General features: G+C 69.8%; 15 protein-coding genes and 1 pseudogene. 7 read left to right on the forward strand and 9 right to left on the reverse strand.

The window, feature by feature from the left end; translation table 11 throughout:
• Nucleotides 1-10 precede the first annotated feature (10 nt).
• From ACFYWI_RS09885 to ACFYWI_RS09905, 5 genes and pseudogenes are all read left to right on the forward strand, one after another.
• Nucleotides 11-1,510, forward strand: coding sequence for an MFS transporter (locus tag ACFYWI_RS09885; RefSeq protein ID WP_389227989.1), 1,500 nt, complete (start codon nt 11-13; stop codon nt 1,508-1,510).
• 51 nt (nt 1,511-1,561) lie between these two features.
• Nucleotides 1,562-1,693 (forward strand): annotated as a pseudogene (locus ACFYWI_RS09890) (zinc-binding dehydrogenase); the annotation flags it as partial.
• A gap of 120 nt (nt 1,694-1,813) precedes the next feature.
• A complete protein-coding gene (locus tag ACFYWI_RS09895) occupies nt 1,814-2,518 on the forward strand; it encodes a type 1 glutamine amidotransferase domain-containing protein (RefSeq protein ID WP_389227992.1) in 705 nt (234 codons plus the stop codon).
• Nucleotides 2,519-2,601: 83 nt separating this feature from the next.
• Nucleotides 2,602-3,921 carry an aldehyde dehydrogenase family protein gene (locus ACFYWI_RS09900; protein WP_389227995.1) on the forward strand — a complete coding sequence of 440 codons (1,320 nt, stop codon included), beginning with the start codon at nt 2,602-2,604 and terminating at the stop codon, nt 3,919-3,921.
• 47 nt (nt 3,922-3,968) lie between these two features.
• Nucleotides 3,969-5,018, forward strand: coding sequence for an NADP-dependent oxidoreductase (locus tag ACFYWI_RS09905; RefSeq protein WP_389227998.1), 1,050 nt, complete (start codon nt 3,969-3,971; stop codon nt 5,016-5,018).
• Between the two features lie 224 nt (nt 5,019-5,242).
• Here the strand turns inward: ACFYWI_RS09905 and ACFYWI_RS09910 are convergent, their stop codons facing one another.
• The 9 genes from ACFYWI_RS09910 to ACFYWI_RS09950 all read right to left on the reverse strand — a co-directional run bounded on the left by ACFYWI_RS09910 (nt 5,243) and on the right by ACFYWI_RS09950 (nt 15,486).
• A complete protein-coding gene (locus tag ACFYWI_RS09910; RefSeq protein WP_389228001.1) occupies nt 5,243-6,280 on the reverse strand; it encodes a phosphotransferase family protein in 1,038 nt (345 codons plus the stop codon).
• Complete coding sequence (locus ACFYWI_RS09915) at nt 6,273-7,055, reverse strand: SDR family oxidoreductase (protein ID WP_389228004.1); 783 nt, start codon at nt 7,053-7,055, stop codon at nt 6,273-6,275. Before ACFYWI_RS09915 ends, ACFYWI_RS09910 begins: the two co-directional genes overlap by 8 nt.
• A 1-nt stretch (nt 7,056) precedes the next feature.
• Nucleotides 7,057-8,325: an acyl-CoA dehydrogenase family protein gene (locus ACFYWI_RS09920; protein WP_389228007.1), complete on the reverse strand. Its 1,269-nt coding sequence runs from the start codon at nt 8,323-8,325 to the stop codon at nt 7,057-7,059.
• Nucleotides 8,312-9,124: an enoyl-CoA hydratase-related protein gene (locus tag ACFYWI_RS09925; protein WP_389228010.1), complete on the reverse strand. Its 813-nt coding sequence runs from the start codon at nt 9,122-9,124 to the stop codon at nt 8,312-8,314. Before ACFYWI_RS09925 ends, ACFYWI_RS09920 begins: the two co-directional genes overlap by 14 nt.
• On the reverse strand, nt 9,121-9,939 hold the full coding sequence (locus tag ACFYWI_RS09930) for an SDR family oxidoreductase (RefSeq protein ID WP_389228013.1): 819 nt from the start codon (nt 9,937-9,939) through the stop codon (nt 9,121-9,123). The genes ACFYWI_RS09925 and ACFYWI_RS09930 overlap by 4 nt, the downstream gene beginning before the upstream one ends.
• Before the next feature lie 666 nt (nt 9,940-10,605).
• On the reverse strand, nt 10,606-11,292 hold the full coding sequence (locus tag ACFYWI_RS09935; protein ID WP_389228016.1) for a TetR/AcrR family transcriptional regulator: 687 nt from the start codon (nt 11,290-11,292) through the stop codon (nt 10,606-10,608).
• A 320-nt stretch (nt 11,293-11,612) separates the two neighbouring features.
• Nucleotides 11,613-13,139, reverse strand: coding sequence for an AMP-binding protein (locus ACFYWI_RS09940; protein WP_389228019.1), 1,527 nt, complete (start codon nt 13,137-13,139; stop codon nt 11,613-11,615).
• A gap of 255 nt (nt 13,140-13,394) precedes the next feature.
• Nucleotides 13,395-14,033, reverse strand: coding sequence for an HAD family hydrolase (locus ACFYWI_RS09945; RefSeq protein WP_389228022.1), 639 nt, complete (start codon nt 14,031-14,033; stop codon nt 13,395-13,397).
• Nucleotides 14,034-14,286: 253 nt separating this feature from the next.
• Entirely contained in the window at nt 14,287-15,486 is a 1,200-nt protein-coding gene (locus tag ACFYWI_RS09950; RefSeq protein ID WP_389228025.1) for an acetyl-CoA C-acyltransferase, read from the reverse strand.
• A gap of 464 nt (nt 15,487-15,950) precedes the next feature.
• Between ACFYWI_RS09950 and ACFYWI_RS09955 the strand changes: the two genes are divergently transcribed.
• Entirely contained in the window at nt 15,951-16,832 is an 882-nt protein-coding gene (locus tag ACFYWI_RS09955) for an alpha/beta fold hydrolase (RefSeq protein ID WP_389228028.1), read from the forward strand.
• Between the two features lie 3 nt (nt 16,833-16,835).
• Nucleotides 16,836-17,657 (forward strand): hypothetical protein, encoded by an 822-nt coding sequence (locus tag ACFYWI_RS09960; RefSeq protein WP_389228031.1) that lies wholly within the window; start codon nt 16,836-16,838, stop codon nt 17,655-17,657.
• The last annotated feature ends 76 nt before the right edge of the window (nt 17,658-17,733 follow it).

A 17,733-nucleotide genomic window follows, 5' to 3' on the forward strand; every position in this document is an offset into this window, starting at 1 on the left:
GAGAGCACCCGTGTCCCAAACCCTTGCCCCGCCGCCCGGCCGACGCTCCCGCGAGATCGCAGTCGTCCTCGTCCTGAGCCTCGCCGCCATGGTCGTGTCGATGATGCAGACACTGGTGGTCCCGATCCTCGGCCTGATCGGGAGCAGCCTCGACAGCAGTGCGGCCGAGGTCAGCTGGGTCACCACCGCGACCCTGCTCTCCGCAGCCGTCTTCACTCCCCTGCTCGGCCGCTTGGGCGACCAGCACGGGAAGAAGCCGACACTCATCGGCGTGCTGGTGGTGATGATCGCCGGCTCGGTCCTGGCGGCCACCACCGACTCGCTCCTCTGGCTGATCGTCGGCCGCGTTCTCCAGGGTGCCGCCACGGCGATCTTCCCGCTCGCGCTGTCGGTACTTCGCGAGGAGGTCTCCGCCCACCGGCTGCCCGGAGCGATGTCGCTGGTCAGCGGCACCCTGGCGTTCGGCAGCGGCTTCGCGCTGGTCGCCACCGGCCTGCTGACCCGCGGCGAGAACGCCGACTACCACCCCGTCTTCTGGCTGGCCGCCGGGCTGGCTCTGGTCACGCTCCTCGCCGTCGTCCTCCTCGTACCGGCAAGCCGCACCAAGACCGGAGGGCGCACCGACACCCTCGGTGCTCTCGCCCTCGGGCTCTTCCTGGTCCTGCTGCTGCTGCCGATCTCCCAGGGCCACGAGTGGGGTTGGACGTCCGCCCGCACTCTGGGCAGCGTCGCCGGAGCGGTCGTCATGGCCGGTGTCTTCGCCTTCACCGAGAGCCGTGTGCGCGAACCGCTGGTCGACATGAGGATGTTCCTCCACCGCCCGGTGCTCTTCAGCAACCTCGCGGGCCTCTTCGTCGGATTCGGGATGTTCGCCCAGTTCCTCGGCGTCTCCTATCTGGCGCAGATACCGCAGGAGATCGCAGGCTACGGCTTCGGCGCATCCGTTCTCCGCGCCTCCGTCGAGTACCTGCTGCCCAGCACGATCGCTTCCCTCGTCGCCGCCCAGTTCGGCGGCCTGCTGATCCGCAGGATCGGCCCCCGTCTCACCCTCGCGCTCAGCGCGGTGACCGGCATCGCCGGCTTCGCGTGGCTGGCCGTCGCCCACTCCTCGACCCTCTCGGTGATCGGCGCCGGAATGGCTGTTGGAACGGCCATCAGCCTCGGCTACGCCGCGATGCCCGCACTGATCGTCGCGGGGGTGCCGCCCCACCAGACCGGCGTCGCCAACGGCATCAACTCCATCTCCCGATCCGTCGGAAGCTCGATCGGCAGCGCACTGATCACCACGCTGCTCGCCTCCAGGACCATCGAGCACCTTCCGGCCGGAGTGCCCCCGCTGCCCGCCGAGAGCCAGTTCACCCTGACCTTCAGCATCGCCGGTCTCGCTTTCGCCTTCGTCCTGGCCATCGCACTGGTTGGCCTGAAGCGGCAGCAGCAGGCGCCCCTTGTGGAACACCGGCCCGCCGCCGAGGCGGCCCCCGAGCCGGCTGCCGCCACCGCGGCTGCCTGACGACCCACCGCCGTCCTCGGCCTCGGGGGCCGGTACGTCTTCGTCCGGCCCGACGCCGAGGACCTCCGGGCGCTCACGGCCCTCGCGGAGCGGGGGCAGCTGCGCGTGGACGTGGCCGCCACGTTTCCGCTCGAGCAGGCCGCCGAGGCCCAGCGACTCACCCAGGAGGGCCACACCCGCGGCAAGGTGATCGTCACCGTCCTGAGCCACCCCCTGCCCGCCCCCATCACCCGCACGCCCCCTGCCGGGCGAGAACACACCCCCACCACTGCGCGAGGCGCGCACTTACCAAAGGAGACAGCTGTGACCACAGTCCTGTTCGTCGTCACCGGTTCCGACCACTGGACGCTCGCCGACGGCACCCCGCACCCCACCGGATACTGGGCTGAGGAACTCGCCACACCGCACCGGCTGTTCCGCGAGGCCGGGTTCGACGTCACCATCGCCACGCCCGGCGGCGTTGCTCCGACCGTCGACGCCGTCAGCCTCGCCGCCGAGTCCACCGGCGGCAAGGAACAGGCCGACGCCATCGCCGCGTACCTGGCTTCCATCCGCGCCGGCCTGGAGAACCCGGTCAAGCTCGAGGAGGTCGACCTCGACGCGTACGCCGCCGTCCTCTACCCCGGTGGCCACGGCCCCATGGAGGACCTCGCCGTCGACGCTGCCTCCGGCCGCCTCCTCACCGCGGCGCTGGACTCCGGCAAGCCCCTCGCGGTGCTGTGCCACGCGCCCGCGGCCCTGCTCGCCGCCCGGCGCGAGGACGGCAGCTGGCCGTTCGCCGGTTACCGCATGACCGGCTTCACCAACGCCGAGGAGACCGCGGCCGGCTTCGCCGACAAGGCCACGTGGCTGCTCCAGGACCGCCTGGTGGAACTCGGTGCCGGCTTTGCAGCAGCCGCTCCGTTCAGCGCACACGTCGTGGCGGACCGCAATCTGCACACCGGCCAGAACCCCGCCTCCTCCGAGCAGCTCGCCCGGAACATCATCGGCATCCTGAACCGCGGCTGATCCCCTGCCGACGCCGGCGCCCGGGTCTGCCCCGCGGCGCTGCGACAGCGCCCCCGTCCACGTACCGCACCTGTGAGGGAACCATGAACAACTCTGCGCCCGAGCAGCCCGCCGAGCTCGTCGCCCGGCTGCGCGCCACCTTCCGCGCCGGCAGGACCAAGCCCGTGGCCTGGCGTACCGGGCAGCTGCAGCGGATGCGTACCCTGCTCACCGAGCAGGGTGAGATATTCGCCGCGGCGCTCCACGCCGACTTGGGAAAGAGCTCCACCGAGGCTTACCGCACGGAGATCGACTTCGTCATACGCGAGATCGACCACACCCTGGAGCACCTCGACGGATGGCTGCGCCCCGAACCGGCCCCGGTGCCCGCGTTCCTGGGGGAGGCGAGTGCCTGGACGCAGTACGACCCGCTGGGCGTCGTACTGGTCATCGCCCCCTGGAACTACCCGGCGCAGCTGCTGCTGGCCCCGGTGGCCGGTGCCCTGGCCGCGGGCAACGCGGTGGTCGCCAAGCCCAGCGAACTGGCCCCGGCCACGTCCGCCGCCCTTGCCCGCCTCCTGCCGCAGTACCTCGACACCGAGGCGGTCGCCGTGGTCGAAGGCGGGGTCCCGGAGACCACCGCCCTGCTCGAGCAGCGCTTCGACCACATCCTCTACACCGGCAACGGCACGGTCGGCCGCATCGTGATGGCCGCAGCCGCCCGGCACCTCACCCCCGTCACCCTCGAACTCGGGGGCAAGTCCCCGGCGTTCGTGGACCGGGGCACCGATCTGGACACCGTCGCCTCCCGCCTCGCGGCCGGGAAGTTCCTCAACGCCGGACAGACCTGCGTCGCGCCCGACTACGTCCTCACCGACCCCGAAACCGCACGCGCTCTGGAGGGAGCGCTGGCCAAGGCTGTGGAGGGCCTGTACGGACCGGAGGCCTCCGCCTCCCCTGAGTACGGCCGTATCGTCAACGAACGCCACTTCGACCGGCTGACCGCCCTCCTCGCCTGCGGCCGCCAGGTCACCGGCGGGGCGTACGACCGGGACTCCAAGTACATCGCGCCGACCGTCCTGGCCGAGGTGTCACCGGACGCGCCGGTCATGCAGGAGGAGATCTTCGGTCCGATCCTCCCGATCGTCGAGGTGGCCGGGCTCGACGAGGCCATCGACTTCATCAACGAGCGCGACAAGCCACTGGCTCTCTACGCGTTCACCGACTCCGACACCACCCGGGAGCGGCTCGCCGCCGAAACCTCCTCTGGCGGCCTCGGGTTCGGCCTGCCGGTGGCTCATCTCACCATCTCCGACCTGCCGTTCGGGGGCGTCGGCGAAAGCGGCATGGGCAGCTACCACGGCCGCTACTCCCTCGAGACCTTCAGCCACCGCAAAGCCGTCCTCGCCAAGCCCCTCGGCTGATCCCCCTGCAACCGTGTCTGAGCACGGAGGAAAGAGACACCCGCATCATGAACGACCTTCCCACCACCAGCCGTGAATGGCACCTGGTCGGCCGCCCGAACGGCGTGCCCCGGCCGCAGGACTTCGCCCTGCGCGAGGCGCCCGTCGCCGCGCCCGGCTCCGGTCAGATCCTCGTACGCAACCTGCACCTGTCGGTCGACCCCTACATGCGCGGCCGGATGAACGACGTGAAGTCCTATGTCCCTCCCTTCCCGCTGGACCAGCCGATGGACGGCGGTGCGGTCGGCGTCGTCGTCGCCGTGGGCGACGACTCCCCCGCCAGGGCCATCGCGGTGGGTGATCACGTCCTGCACGGGCTCGGCTGGCGCGAGTACGCGCTCCTCGACGCGGCGGACGCCGTGAGGGTCGACCCGGCGGACGCTCCGCTGAGCACGTACCTCGGTGTCCTCGGCATGCCCGGACTGACCGCCTATGCCGGCCTGTTGCGCGTGGCGGAGTTCCGGGAGGGCGACACCGTCTTCGTCTCCGGCGCGGCCGGCGCGGTCGGCAGCCAGGCCGGGCAGATCGCCCGACTCAAGGGTGCCAAGCGGGTCATCGGCAGTGCGGGCTCGGACGAGAAGGTCGAACTGCTCCTCGAGAAGTACGGCTTCGACGCCGCCTTCAACTACAAGAAGGCGCCTGTGGCCGAGCAGCTCCGGGCCGCGGCGCCGGACGGCATCGACGTCTACTTCGACAACGTCGGCGGCGACCACCTCGAGGCGGCGATCGGCACCCTCAACGTGCACGGCCGCGCGGCGCTGTGCGGGGCCATCGCCCAGTACAACGCGACGGCCCCGGCCCCCGGCCCGCGCAACCTCGCGCTGGCCATAGGCAAGCGCCTCACTCTGCGCGGCCTGCTGGTCTCGGACCACAACGACCTGCAGCAGCAGTTCGTGCAGGAGGTCGGCGGCTGGATCCGCGACGGGGAGCTGCACTACGAGGAGACCGTCGTGGAGGGCATCGAGAACAACGTGGAGGCATTCCTCGGCATGCTCCGCGGCGACAACACGGGCAAGATGATCGTCACGCTTCCGGCACAGGCCGCAGTCGGCAACTGACGAACGTGGGCTGACCGCACGCCGCAGTCCGCACTCCGCTCAGCCCCGTGGGCCCGGCATCCTGCTGCCGGGCCCACGGTGACCTCCGCCAGGGGTCACGAAAGGAACGTCGAGCGCCTGACCCAACCCCACTCCGGAAGGCGCAGGGTCTGCCTCCCCGCGGTCCGCCACCGGGCACCGATTCCCGCGCGGCGCCCGTCGCGATCGCAGATCGCCGACACTTCTCAGATCCCGGCTTCACCGGCGATCCGGCAGGCCTTGTCCACGAGCGCATCGATACGTTCCACGGTGGGCGTGCCTGTCGTGCTCCTGTTCCTCGGTTCTTCGATCGCCCGCCTCATCACGCCCTCGGCAATCACGGCCACCTTCCAGAGGCCCAGCACGTGCCAGAACGTCAGTGCCGCCGGGTCCCGGCCTGTTTCGGTCAGGTACACCTGAGCGATCTCGGCACGGTCCGGGAAGCCTTCGAGGGCGGAGGCGGCGAAATCGCCCCCGGTCGCCTCCTCCCCCGGTTCCGGCCAGTACGCCAGCAGGCTGCCCATGTCCGCCAACGGATCCCCCAGTGTCGACAATTCCCAGTCGAGCACAGCCGTCACCTTCCCGGTGTCGTAGGACGTGATGACGTTGCGCAGATGGAAGTCGCCGTGCACGAGCGTCACTTCGCGCTGCTCCGGGACAGCCGCGACGAGGCGCCGCGTGAGGTCCTCGAGGGCGGGCAGCTCGCGGGTCCGCGACCTCGCCCACTGGCCCGACCACCGCTTGAGCTGACGCTGCGCATACGGCTTGTGGCCGGCCAGACCGGTCAGCCCGGCCGTCTCGAGATCGACCGCGTGGATCTTCGCCAGCGTCCGCGGCAAGGACGTCCCGATCGCCCGGCGGCGCTCGGGCGTCAACGACTGCGCGATCGGCATCGTGTCGACGACCTGGCCGTCCACGAACTCCATGAGCAGCAGCGGGACGTCGGTCACGGCGGGATCAGCGGTCAGCCCGAGCACCCGCGGGGTCGGTACGGCGGTGCCCTCCAGCGCGGCCAGAATCCGCGCCTCGCGGGCCACGTCGTGCGCCGACACCAACAGGCGACCCAGCGGTGGGCGCCGCAACACCCATCTGCGACCGTCCTGGTCCTGTACGAGATAGGTCAGATTCGACTGGCCGAGCCCGATCCGGTCAAAGGCCAACGGCCCGGCGAAGTCGACGCCGAGGGTTCCGAACCAGCGGCTCACCGCCCCGGCGTCGATTCCGACGATGCCCGTGCTAGACACCGATGCCCACTCCCTGCCGGAACGGGAGCACGTCACCGAGCAGCTGCCCGCCGTCGATCACCATGGTCTCGCCGGTGATCCAACTCGCGGCGTCCGAGACGAGGAAGGCGACCGCCGAGGCGATGTCGGCAGGCTCCCCTATGCGCCCGAGCGCCGTCGACGCCGACACGGCCTGCTCGTGCTCTTTCCACAGGGCCTCGGCCAGCTTCGTGCGCACCACACCCGGTGCCACGGAGTTGACACGAACCTTCGGCGAGAGTTCCAGGGCCAGTTGCTTCGTGAGATGGATGAGTGCGGCCTTCGAGGCGTTGTACAAACCGATGTTCGCCTCGAAGGCCATACCGCCGACCGACGCGGTGTTGACGACCGCCCCGCCGTGCTCGCCCATCCAGGCACGCGTGGCCAGCCGCGTCCACAGGACGGGAGCCCACAGGTTCACGTCGAAGGTCTTGGCGAACCGCCCGTGGTCCTGGTCGAGGACCGGCCCGAAGGCCGGGTTGGTCCCCGCGTTGTTGACGAGGATGTCCAGGCTTCCGAAGCGCTCGAGCGTCAGGTCCACACAGCGCTGGGCCGCCTCTTCGTCGACCGCGTGTGCACCGACGCCGATGGCTGTGCCCCTGACCTGGGCCGCGGCGGCGTCCGCCGCCTCCTGGGACCGGGAGGTGAGGACGACGTTTCCGCCGGCCGCGGCGATGGCCTGGGCGATCGCCAGCCCGATACCGCGCGATGCGCCGGTGATGACGGCGGTGCGACCGGTGAGATCGAGTCCTGTCATCTCAGTTCACCGCTGCCTTGTGGCCGCCGGGGGTGCCCGTGCCGCTTGCCGCCGTGGTGGCCGCGTCGCGGTACTGCCGCAGCTCCTGCCTGGCGATGGCCCGCTTGTGGACCTCGTCGGGACCGTCCGCCAGCCGCAACGTCCGCAGTTGCGCGTACATCATCGCCAGCGGGAAGTCATCGGTCACGCCTGCTCCCCCGTGCACCTGGATCGCGCGGTCGATGACCTTCAACGCAATGTTCGGGGCCGCCACCTTGATGGCCGCGATCTCGGTGCGCGCCTCCTTGTTCCCGACCGTGTCCATCAGGTACGCGGCCTTGAGCGTGAGCAGGCGGATCATCTCGATGTCGATGCGCGATTCCGCGATCCAGTCCTGGATGTTGGACCGGTCGGCGACCGGGCGCCCGAACGTCACCCGTGACTGTGCGCGCTTGCACATCAGCTCCAGCGCGCGCTCGGCCGCGCCGATCGCCCGCATGCAGTGGTGGATACGACCGGGCCCGAGCCGGGCCTGGCTGATCGCGAAACCCTCGCCTTCGCCCTTGAGTACGTCCTTGGCCGGCACCCGCACGTCGGTGAAATCGATTTCGGCGTGCCCCTCGCGGTCCTGGTAGCCGAACACCGGCAACCCGCGCATCACCGTGATCCCGGGGGCGTCGATCGGGACGACCATCATCGACTGCTGCCGGTGCGGGGCAGCGGTGGGATCCGTCTTCCCCATGACGATGAGCACCTTGCAATTGCGGTGCAGGGCATTGGACGCGAACCACTTACGGCCGTTGAGCACGTACTGGTCACCGTCGCGCTCCATCCGCAGCTCGATGTTGGTGGCGTCGGAACTGGCGACACGCGGCTCGGTCATCGCGAAGGCCGAGGCCATCGTCCCGTCGAGCAGGGGCCTCAGGTACTTCTCCTTGTGCTCGTCACTGCCGAACAGCGTGAACACTTCCATGTTGCCGGTGTCGGGGGCGTTGCAATTGGTCGCCTCGGGGGCGATGTGGCTGCGCCCCATGATCTCCGCCAGCGGCGCGTACTCGAGGTTCGTCAGCCCGGGGCCCCACTCGGGGTGCGGGTGGAAGAGGTTCCACAGTCCGCGCTTGCGCGCCTCCGCCTTGAGTTCCTCGATGACCGGCGGATGGAAGTGCGGGTCACCCGACGCGCGCATCTGCTCGTGGTACACCGCCTCGGCGGGGTAGATGTGCGAATCCATGAACTCAAGCAGATCCGCCTGGTACTTCTTGGCGCGGTCCGACGTCTCAAACAGGGACATGTGAACTCCTGACGGGTAGGGAGGGAAAACTCGGTGGGCGCTTGTCGAGGTGACTGGCCACGCCCTCGACGAAATCGGCCCCGCGGAAGGCCTGGAGCATGACGCCTTCCGCCCGGGTCACGGAATCGGCGTAGGTGCCGTCCGCGTCGTTGCGCAGTTGGCTCTTGATGGTGGCCATGGATGCCGGGGAGCAGCGCGTCGCGAGATCGGCGGCGTACGCGACAGCGGCATCGACCACACTGCCGGTGGGGACCAGGTGGTCGAGCAGGCCGATACGCAGTGCCTCCTGCGCGTTCACCATGCGACTCGACAGCAACAGGTCCGTTGCCCGGCTGTGCCCCACCAGCCGGGGCAACAGCCAGGAGATCCCGTACTCGGCGATCAGCCCGCGCTGCGCGAATGCCGTGGTGAACCGGGCCGCGGGCGAGCCGAAGCGGATGTCGCAGTAGAGCGCCTCCACCATGCCCAGGCCCGCGGCCACCCCGTTGACCGCACCGATCAGCGGTTTGCGCAGGGTCAGCGGCACGTCGCGCGGCCGGCGCCGCGCCCGGTCCGCCTCGGAGACCTCGCCGGCAGCCCGCAGCCGCTGGAGGTCGGCGCCGGCGCAGAATCCGCGTCCCGCGCCGGTGACCACGACGGCACGTACATCCGGGTCGTCTTCGGCGGCGTCGAGCAGCGTGAAGTAGCGGTCCTCGAGTTCGTCGGTCCAGGCGTTCAGCTTGTCGGGCCGGTTGAACGTGAGCACCAGCACGGGCCCGCGGTGTTCGGCGAGGACGAGTTCGCCCGGCGCGCCGGTCATGACTGAGCCAGCAGGGAGCTCTGGTAGCGGCGCATCCCGCGCAGCCACCTGTCGTAGTCCGAGCCCTTCTGCCGGTACATGTCCAGGACGTCTTCGTGCGGCAGGATCAGGAACCGCTCGTCCTCGATCGCGGCCAGGACGGAATCGGCGACCTCGGCCGGCTCAAGGACGTCACCCGCGGACATGACGGCCTGCGTGGCCGCCCTCCCCAAGGCGTCCCCGGAGTCCTTCCCGGAGGACAGCATCCTGGTGTCCACCCCCATCGGGCACAGACAGCTGACACGGACCCCGCGATCCCCATAGGTGACACTCAGCCACTCGGCGAAGCCGACGGCCGCGTGCTTGGTGACGGCGTACGTGGCGGAGCCGATCTGGGTGAGCAGCCCGGCCGCCGAGGCGGTGCTGACGAAGTAGCCCTCGCCGCGCTCGAGCCACCGCGGCACCAGCAGCGTCGCCGCACGGATGTGGGCTCGCAGGTTCACGTCGATCGAGAGGTCCCAGTCCTCCTCGCTCGCGCCGAGGGCGGGTGCCCCGGCGATGCCCGCGTTCGCGAAGTAGAGGTCGACCGGACCGAACGCGCTCTCCGCCAGGGCGATCAACTGCTGGATCTGGGCGGTGTCCGACGCGTCCGCGCCGGCGCTGACGGTGCTTCCCGGATGGTCGGCGTTGACGCTCTCCGATACCGCCCGCGCGGTGCCTCCGTCGATGTCAGCGACGACGACCCGGGCACCCTCACGTGCGAGCCGTGCGACCAGCGCGCCACCGATGCCGCCACCGCCCCCGGTGACGATGGCAACTCTTTGTGCAACGTTCACAACGAACCCTCTCCGTGGCGGGGTGTGCGGTGCCGGGGCGCGGCCCCCGAGATGAGGTGGCCGGTCTCCGTCCACCTGTATAATTGAATCCGACGTCAAGTTCAACCTTTGGGTGCGCATCACCACACAGAGAACGCCGCCTCGCCCCACTGAACCGCCCACAGAGAATTCACGGTCCGCTTCGCCGCCCCTTCGCCCGTCCTCAGAGGTACGAGCGGCTCACCGAACGGATCGGCAGGGGCTCGGTCCTGCGGAAGCCGGAAGGGGGTCAACGCCTTCGTCGGACGCGAGAGACGGCCACTCGGCCACGAACGCCCGGTCGCGAGGGACTGCACCATCGCGCACCGGATCTACGCCTGTGAACCGGCCCGGCGGCTGTCGTCGCAGCTGCTGAGTCCGACGGTTTCGCCGGAGCGCCGACGACGGCCAGGGCCACGTGCCGTTCCCGGCCCCGTCGGTCAGCTCGCCCATCCGCCCGCACACGATCGCCACATCCGCGCAGAAGTGGGTGAGGCGAGGAGGGAGAAGGTACCCGGCGGCACCAGGCGAGTCAGGTCGTCGAGCGTGAAGGCTCGCGCACGCCGGTCTCCGTCGCCGGTGCCGGGGCCAAGGTCGCCGAACATTCGCAGGCGGCGGGGCTCCGCCCCCGTCGGCGCTATAGCCGGATCATCGGTGGCCGGAGAACCGCAGGGCGTTCGCCCAGAGCCGGGTGACCGTGGACAGGAGCTCCTCGAAGTCCACCGGTGTGCCTTCTTCTTGCCTTTCACCGAGCGCGAAGGCGTTGTAGGCCATGAGGCTGACCATGCCCGACAGCGCACGGGAGGCCATCATCGGATCGACCTCGCGGTCTGCGACACCCCGCGCCTGCAGGTCGGCGATGCCTCGGGCGTTGCGGCGGATGAACACATCCGTGCGCCGGCTTCGGAACTCACGGAACTCCGGCTCCACTTGTGCGACCTGCTCCAGCAGTGCCATCAGCTTGGCGTTCCGCTTGTATGCCTCGAGATACGCGCGATTGCTCGCCTCGAGAACTGCATACGGATCGTCGGTACCCGGCACCCGGCCCATGCCGGGGTGCAGCATGTCCTCCTGCGCCTCCAGAAGGACGGCGGCCAGCACCTCTTCCTTGTTGGCGAAGTAGGTGTAGAAGGATCCCGCCGCACATCGGGCCTCTTTGGTGATGTCGGCCAGGCGGGTGTCGAGGTAGCCGTCCCGCTCGAACACCTTCCGCGCGGCCTTCACCAAAGCGGCTCGTGTCCGCGCTCCGCGCTTCGTCGTCGGCGGCTCGCGAAGTGGCGAGAAGGGCGCCATCGGAGGTGCCTTCTCGCTGTCCTCGGGCGCAGTGGTGTCCATCCCCCGAACTCTACTTGAATCCGACGCCAGCATCACAAGTGCAAGGATGCGCGGGCTCGGGGAATTCCGGAGCCGGTTCCCGACCCGTCCGTGGGGCAACCGAAGTGGCCGGAGTCCAGGCGCTTGACCACTTGGGAATGCAGCGCGATGCCCATCCGGACCGAAGCGCGATGCCCATCCGGACCGTGGACGGTCACCCGTGCGTACCCCTACGGCGCGCGGCCGTTGCACCGGCGGGCGCCACGGGTTCCGGATGCCGCGCGCCGGTGAACAGGTCGTCTTTCTTCCGCGGCCGACACATCTCGTCCGTCGACGGATGCTCAGTGCCGACGGGCGGGTACGTCGCCGGGCGCGGGGTCGCGGGTCAGCTCCGTACGGTCGATGGAACGCTTGAGGATCTTCCCGCTCGGGCCCTTGGGCAGCGCGTCGACGAACCGGATGATGCGCGGGACCTTGTAGGCGGACAGTCGCTCTCGTGTCCAGCTCGAGATCTCAGCGGCACCGATATCCGAACCGGGCCGGGCCGCGATGAGCGCGGCGACCTCCTCGCCGTAGTGGTCGTCGGGAACGCCGACCACGGCTGCCTCGATGATGTCCGGGTGCTCGTAGAGCACTTCCTCGACCTCACCGGGATAGACGTTGTAGCCGCCGCGGATGATCAGGTCCTTGATCCTGTCGACGATTCGCAGGTCGCCGTCCGTGTCGGTTTCGCCCAGGTCGCCGGTCCGGAACCAGCCGTCGGTCGAGATTGCCGCGGCGGTGTCCGCGGGGCGTTTCCAGTAGCCGCTCATCACCGTGGGTCCCTTGATGTGGACCTCGCCGACGGTGCCCGGCGGGCACTCGTTGCCGTCGATGTCACGCACCTGGATCTGGAGCCGCGGGACAGCCCGGCCGGTGTACCCGGTCTTGCCGCCGCGGTCGATGTCGTTGAAGGTGCCGAACGCGGTGGTCTCGGTGAGCCCATAGCCCTCGAGGATGGTGCAGCCGAACCGGGCCTCGAAGGCCCGGGCGATCTCCCCGGGCAGGGATGCGCCGCCGGAGACAGCGACACGGAGCTGGGCGAAGTCCGCCGGGTTCGCATCGCCCGCCGCGTGCAGCATCGCGTTCCACATGGTCGGCACGCCGGCCATGATGGTGAGCCGGTCCCGGCGCAGCATCTCCAGCATCGACGCCGGGTCGAATCGGGCCAGCAACGACATCGAACCGCCCGCGGTCAAGGTCGCCATCATGACCGACGCCTGGCCGAACACGTGGAACAGCGGGAGTCCGGTGCCGGTACGGTCGGCGCTCGATCCGCGGCTGCACTCGGCGCCGATCTCCCCTGCGGACAACAGGTTTCCGACCGTGAGCCGGGCACCCTTCGGCCGCCCCGTCGTACCCGAGGTGTACAGAATGGCCGCGGTCTCGTCGCGGTCCCGGTCGACGACGCGGGCCGGGCCGGCATCGGTGACCGTCGCGCCCGGGGACAGTGCCCAAGAGGGCACCTTGAGCGCCGAGGCCGCCTCCGCGACGGCGGGGCCCAGGGCGTGCCATGCGATCGCCAACGAGCACCCGGCGTCGTCGAGGACGTATTCGAGCTCGGCCCGGGTGGACATCGTGTTGATCGGCACCACGACACAGCCCGCGGCCTGGATCCCGAGGTAGGCAACCACGAACTCGGGCACCGACGGCACCGCCAGCAGTACCCGATCCCCGGGCGACAGGCCCGCGGCCACCAATGCACCCGCATACCGAACGCTCGCGTCGCACAGCTGCCGGTAGGTCCACTGATCCGCGCCGCCGCGCAGCGCGATGTTGTCGGGAGTTGCAGCCGCGTGGCGGCAGACCGGGTCGAAAACACTGGCCATGGGCGGTGCCTTCCGGGGATGTGAGCAGGTGATGCGGTGCGGTCTCCCCCCTGCCCAGTAGACTTGAATCCGTCCTCGACTTCAAGTCACTGGGCGGCGGGAAGTGGCCGGAGGTGGTACTCAGTCCCGCCGCCGGCCGAACGGGAGGGCATGGGTGCCGCACACGGCGGGCGAGAGCACTGCGCTCGGCCCGCGGTGTCGTTCCGGGCATGACCGGTCTCCCGTGACCGTCGACCTTGCAGACCGGCCGATCGGTCAGGCGGTGATCCCGAAGCGTTCGGCGAGTTGGCGGCGGGTGTCGGTGGCACTGGTGTGCAGCACGCCCCCGATTCCGATCCGCGCCGCCCCGTCGAGGTTCTGCTGCAGATCGTCGATCATGACTGCCTCCTCGGGGGTGATGCCGAGGCGTTCACATGCGATCGCGTATATCCGCCGGGAAGGCTTGCGGATCCCGACCTCGGAGGAGATGACGACCGCGTCCGCCACAGAGGCGAGGTCGACGCCGTCGTAGGTTCCGGTTCCGAACGAATTGGATACCAGCGCAACGGGATACCCGGCGGCGCGGAGATCATCGAGCAGCGCGAGCACGTCCCGGTCGATCGACATTCCCGCTTGCATCCGGGCCGTGAGCCCCTCCGCCTGCACCGCGGCGCCGTGGGCGCGGAGACGCTCGGCGAACCCTCGCTCGAAGGCTTCGGCGTCGATACGGCCGGACTCGTGGTCGGCCAGAAGGGTGCGTGATGGCTGATCCCGGCGGAGGAGGTCCAGCGGCAGGCGCGGGTCGCCGCCGAGCGAGGCTCCGAAGTCGGTGAAAGCCTGCAGCACACTCGAGGTGATGACCCCGCCGAAGTCCACGAGGACTGCGGTACGGGCCCCTTCCACCACGTTCGACACAATACCCACACCCTCTCTCACGGCCGGCTTTCCACCGGCCTCACGCGACAGCAGCCATGCCCCGCCGGCCCTCGTCGCGCGGCCTCCAGAAGCCCGCGCAAGGAGGAGGGCGGGCTTCTTCCGGTCGACTCCGCGACGCCGACGGCCCGGCCCCGCCTCGTACAGAGAGGCAGGGAGACGCGGAGGGCTCGGAGGACGGGCCGGTACCGCCACCGCCTGGCCCCTTGCCCCGCGCCCAGCCGGGACGCGGACCTCAAGCAACCTCGAACAGTCCGGCTGCGCCCATTCCACCGCCGACACACATCGAGATCACCACATACCGGACACCGCGGCGCTTGCCCTCGATCAGGGCGTGCCCCACCAGGCGGGCACCGGTCATTCCGTACGGATGACCGACCGAGATTCCACCGCCATCCACATTGAACCGCTCCGGGTCGATGTTCAGTTCGTCACGGCAGTACAGCGCCTGGGAAGCGAACGCCTCATTGAGTTCCCACAAACCGATGTCGTCGATGGTGAGGTCGTGCTGCTTCAGCAGCTTCGGAATGGCGAACACCGGACCGATCCCCATCTCGTCCGGCCCGCAACCGGAGACGGCCATGCCCCGGTACACGCCCAGCGGCTCCAGCCCGCGACGCTCGGCTTCCTTCGCCTCCATCAGCACCGACGCCGAAGCCCCGTCCGACAACTGCGAGGAGTTGCCCGCCGTCACGCTGGAATGCGCGGTCACCCGACCGTCCGGCAGCACCGGCACCAAGCCGGCCAGGCCCTCGAGTGTGGTCGACGCGCGGTTGCCCTCGTCCCGGGTCAGGGTCACGGCCTCGTCCCGCACTTCCCCGGACTGCTTGTCCAGGACCTTCTTGACGCTTTCGAACGCGACGATCTCCTGGTCGAACCGCCCGGCCTCCTGCGCCGCCGCGGTGCGCATCTGTGACACCAGCGCGAACTCGTCCTGGCGTTCCCGGCTCACGCCGTAGCGTTCGGCGACGATCTCCGCCGTCTGCAACATCGGCATGTAGATACTCGGCTTGTGCTCGACCAGCCAGGGATCCGCCATGCGGTGGGTGTTCATGTGGTCGTTCTGCACCAAGGAGATCGACTCGACACCGCCGCCGACGCAGACCTGCATGCCGTCGCCGACGATCTGCTTGGCGGCCGTCGCGATCGCCATCAGGCCCGATGAGCACTGTCGGTCGATCGTCATACCCGACACGGTGTCCGGAAGTCCGGCACGGAGAGCGGCCTGGCGCGCGACGTTGCCACCGGAGGACCCCTGCTGCATGGCGCAGCCGAGGATCACATCCTCGACCTCACCTCCCTCGAGCCCGGCGCGCTGCACCGCGTGCGAGAGGGCATGGGCGGCAAGTTCCTGCGCCTGGGTGTCGTTGAACGCGCCGCGGTACGCCTTCCCGATCGGCGTCCGTGCCGTCGAAACGATGACTGCTTCCCTCATGTCGCCTCACTGCTTCCTGTCGGTCCGGTTCGTCCGGGAGCTTCAAGGGTTGAAGCTCCGTGAGCCTGGCTCGATGCCGGTAGGCGGTGCCGAACGCCCGTTGGGGGCGCTGCGACCAGTCAGTGACCGTCTCCGCCATCACCGATGACATGCGCCACGGCCCGCGGGGGGACCGGCAGCCGGCGTCCGGATCGTTTATAGTTGAATTCGGCGTCATGTTCAACAAAGGCCCGGGCCGCCAGGGGAAATGACGACCCCGCGGTCGGGGACCACCCCGCCCGGCCCCGGAGACCCTTGCCCGCGGGCCGGCCCGCAGGCAGCGCCCGCGGGCCGGCGCCCGTCGCGCCTCCTGGCGCGACGCCCGGCCAAAAGAGCAGTGCACGGCAGCCGTTGTGCGTTCCCGACCTTGACAACCCGCTTGCACGGCTGAAAGCTAACCGACCAGTCGGTATGAAGGGCGGGCCATGAACGAGGTGAGCATCTCCACTGCTGCGGGCGTGTTCGACGCGATCGTGGCGGGTCCGCCCGAGGGCCGCCCGGTGCTGTTGCTGCACGGCTTCCCCCAGACGGGGCGGGTGTGGCAACGGCAGATCGCGGCGTTGGCCGCGCACGGCTACCGGGTGGTGGCACCCGACCAGCGTGGGTACTCCCCCGGGGCCCGCCCCGAACGGCCCGGGGACTACCGCATGAGCGTCCTGATCGACGATGTGGTCGCGATCACGGAGGAACTGGGCTGGGCCGCATTCGACCTGGTCGGCCACGACTGGGGAGGCGCGGTGGCGTGGTGGACCGCCGATGCACACCCCGGCCGCGTACGTACCCTGACGGTCGTCTCGACCCCGCACCCCGGCGCTCTGGCCGCCGCCCTTCGCACCGACGAGGACCAGCGCGAACGATCGCGTTACATGATCGACTGGCGCGAAACGCCCACGACCGAAGAGCGCATGCTCGCAGACGATGCCGAGGGGCTTCGCGCCGCTTACGCCGGAAAGATCCCGCAGGACAGTGCCGATGCCTACGTGCGGCACCTGTCCCAGCCGGGCGCTCTCACCGCGGCGCTCAACTGGTACAGGGCCGGCCGCCCCGACGGCGCGATCGGCGTCATCGACGTGCCCACGCTGTACGTCTGGAGCACCGAGGACAGCGCGTTCGGCCCGGCGGCCGCGGAGGGGACGGGCCAGTGGGTCCACGGGCCGTACCGGTTCGAGACCCTCCAGGGCGTCAGCCACTGGGTCCCCGAGGAGGCCCCCGAGACGCTGAGCCGCCTGCTGCTCGAACATCTGCGAGCGCACGGCGAGTACGGAAGCACAGCGAATACCCCGTCTGTCGACTCTCGGAAAAGGTGACCCATGAAGACAGCGCGAGCAGCCTGGCGCCGACTCGAGCCCGTACACGCCATGATCTACTTCGCCCCCGAGGGAAGGCGACGGTACGCGGACCTCGGACTCAGCGGACGCGCCGGGTACTTCGCCTCCCGGAGCGCCGCCTTCGGCCGGGCATCCGCCGAGCTGGTCATCTCGACCTTCTACAACTTCAACCCCGATGTCGTACGGCAGGCGGTCGACGGGGCCTGGGACGCGGCGACGCCGCAGCAGGTGCTGGACGCGCGGCACGCCGCCGCGAACGAGGCCCTGCGACGGGCCGGAATCCATGAACTCCCCGCTCTGGACGAGGTCCTGGCGCTGACCCGCAGGGCCGCCGAGGCGGCCTGCGGACACGCGCAGGGCCGCCCGCTGTTCGCCGCGCATGCCGCGCTGCCCTGGCCAAAGGAACCGGTACTGCAGCTGTGGCATGCCCAGACGCTGCTCCGGGAGTTCCGTGGAGACGGCCATGTCGCGTGCTTGCTGAGCGAGGGCGTCGGGGGCTTGGAGTCCCTGATTCTGCACGCTGCCACCGGGAACGTCCCCGTCGACTTCCTCAAGGCAAGCCGCGCGTGGCCCGAGGAGGAGTGGGCCGACACCGAGGAGCGTCTGCGCACGCGAGGTCTCCTCGACGGCGACTCACTCAGCACGGAAGGCGTACGCCTGCGCCAGCACATCGAGGACCGCACCGACCGCCTGGCCCTTCCCGCCTACGCCGCCCTGGGTGACGCCGACTGCGAACGTCTCGCCGAACTCGCGAGCCCCTTCGGCCGCGCCGTCGTCGATGCCGGCCTCCTCAAGCTCGGCTGACCGGGGCCTTTCACAACCACTCAGCGCCGCGCTTGATCCGCTCGACCGCGGCGCCGTCCGCGCCCCAGTAAGAACA

Source organism: Streptomyces sp. NPDC002889, from assembly GCF_042888425.1.
Lineage (GTDB): Bacteria > Actinomycetota > Actinomycetes > Streptomycetales > Streptomycetaceae > Streptomyces.

Coding starts and splice junctions, on each gene's coding strand:
- ACFYWI_RS09900 (WP_389227995.1), top strand. CDS start 2,602: ATGAACAACTCTGCGCCCGAGCAGCCCGCCGAGCTCGTCGCCCGGCTG.
- ACFYWI_RS09905 (WP_389227998.1), top strand. CDS start 3,969: ATGAACGACCTTCCCACCACCAGCCGTGAATGGCACCTGGTCGGCCGC.
- ACFYWI_RS09915 (WP_389228004.1), bottom strand. CDS start 7,055: ATGACAGGACTCGATCTCACCGGTCGCACCGCCGTCATCACCGGCGCA.
- ACFYWI_RS09920 (WP_389228007.1), bottom strand. CDS start 8,325: ATGTCCCTGTTTGAGACGTCGGACCGCGCCAAGAAGTACCAGGCGGAT.
- ACFYWI_RS09925 (WP_389228010.1), bottom strand. CDS start 9,124: ATGACCGGCGCGCCGGGCGAACTCGTCCTCGCCGAACACCGCGGGCCC.
- ACFYWI_RS09935 (WP_389228016.1), bottom strand. CDS start 11,292: ATGGACACCACTGCGCCCGAGGACAGCGAGAAGGCACCTCCGATGGCG.
- ACFYWI_RS09940 (WP_389228019.1), bottom strand. CDS start 13,139: ATGGCCAGTGTTTTCGACCCGGTCTGCCGCCACGCGGCTGCAACTCCC.
- ACFYWI_RS09950 (WP_389228025.1), bottom strand. CDS start 15,486: ATGAGGGAAGCAGTCATCGTTTCGACGGCACGGACGCCGATCGGGAAG.
- ACFYWI_RS09955 (WP_389228028.1), top strand. CDS start 15,951: ATGAACGAGGTGAGCATCTCCACTGCTGCGGGCGTGTTCGACGCGATC.
- ACFYWI_RS09960 (WP_389228031.1), top strand. CDS start 16,836: ATGAAGACAGCGCGAGCAGCCTGGCGCCGACTCGAGCCCGTACACGCC.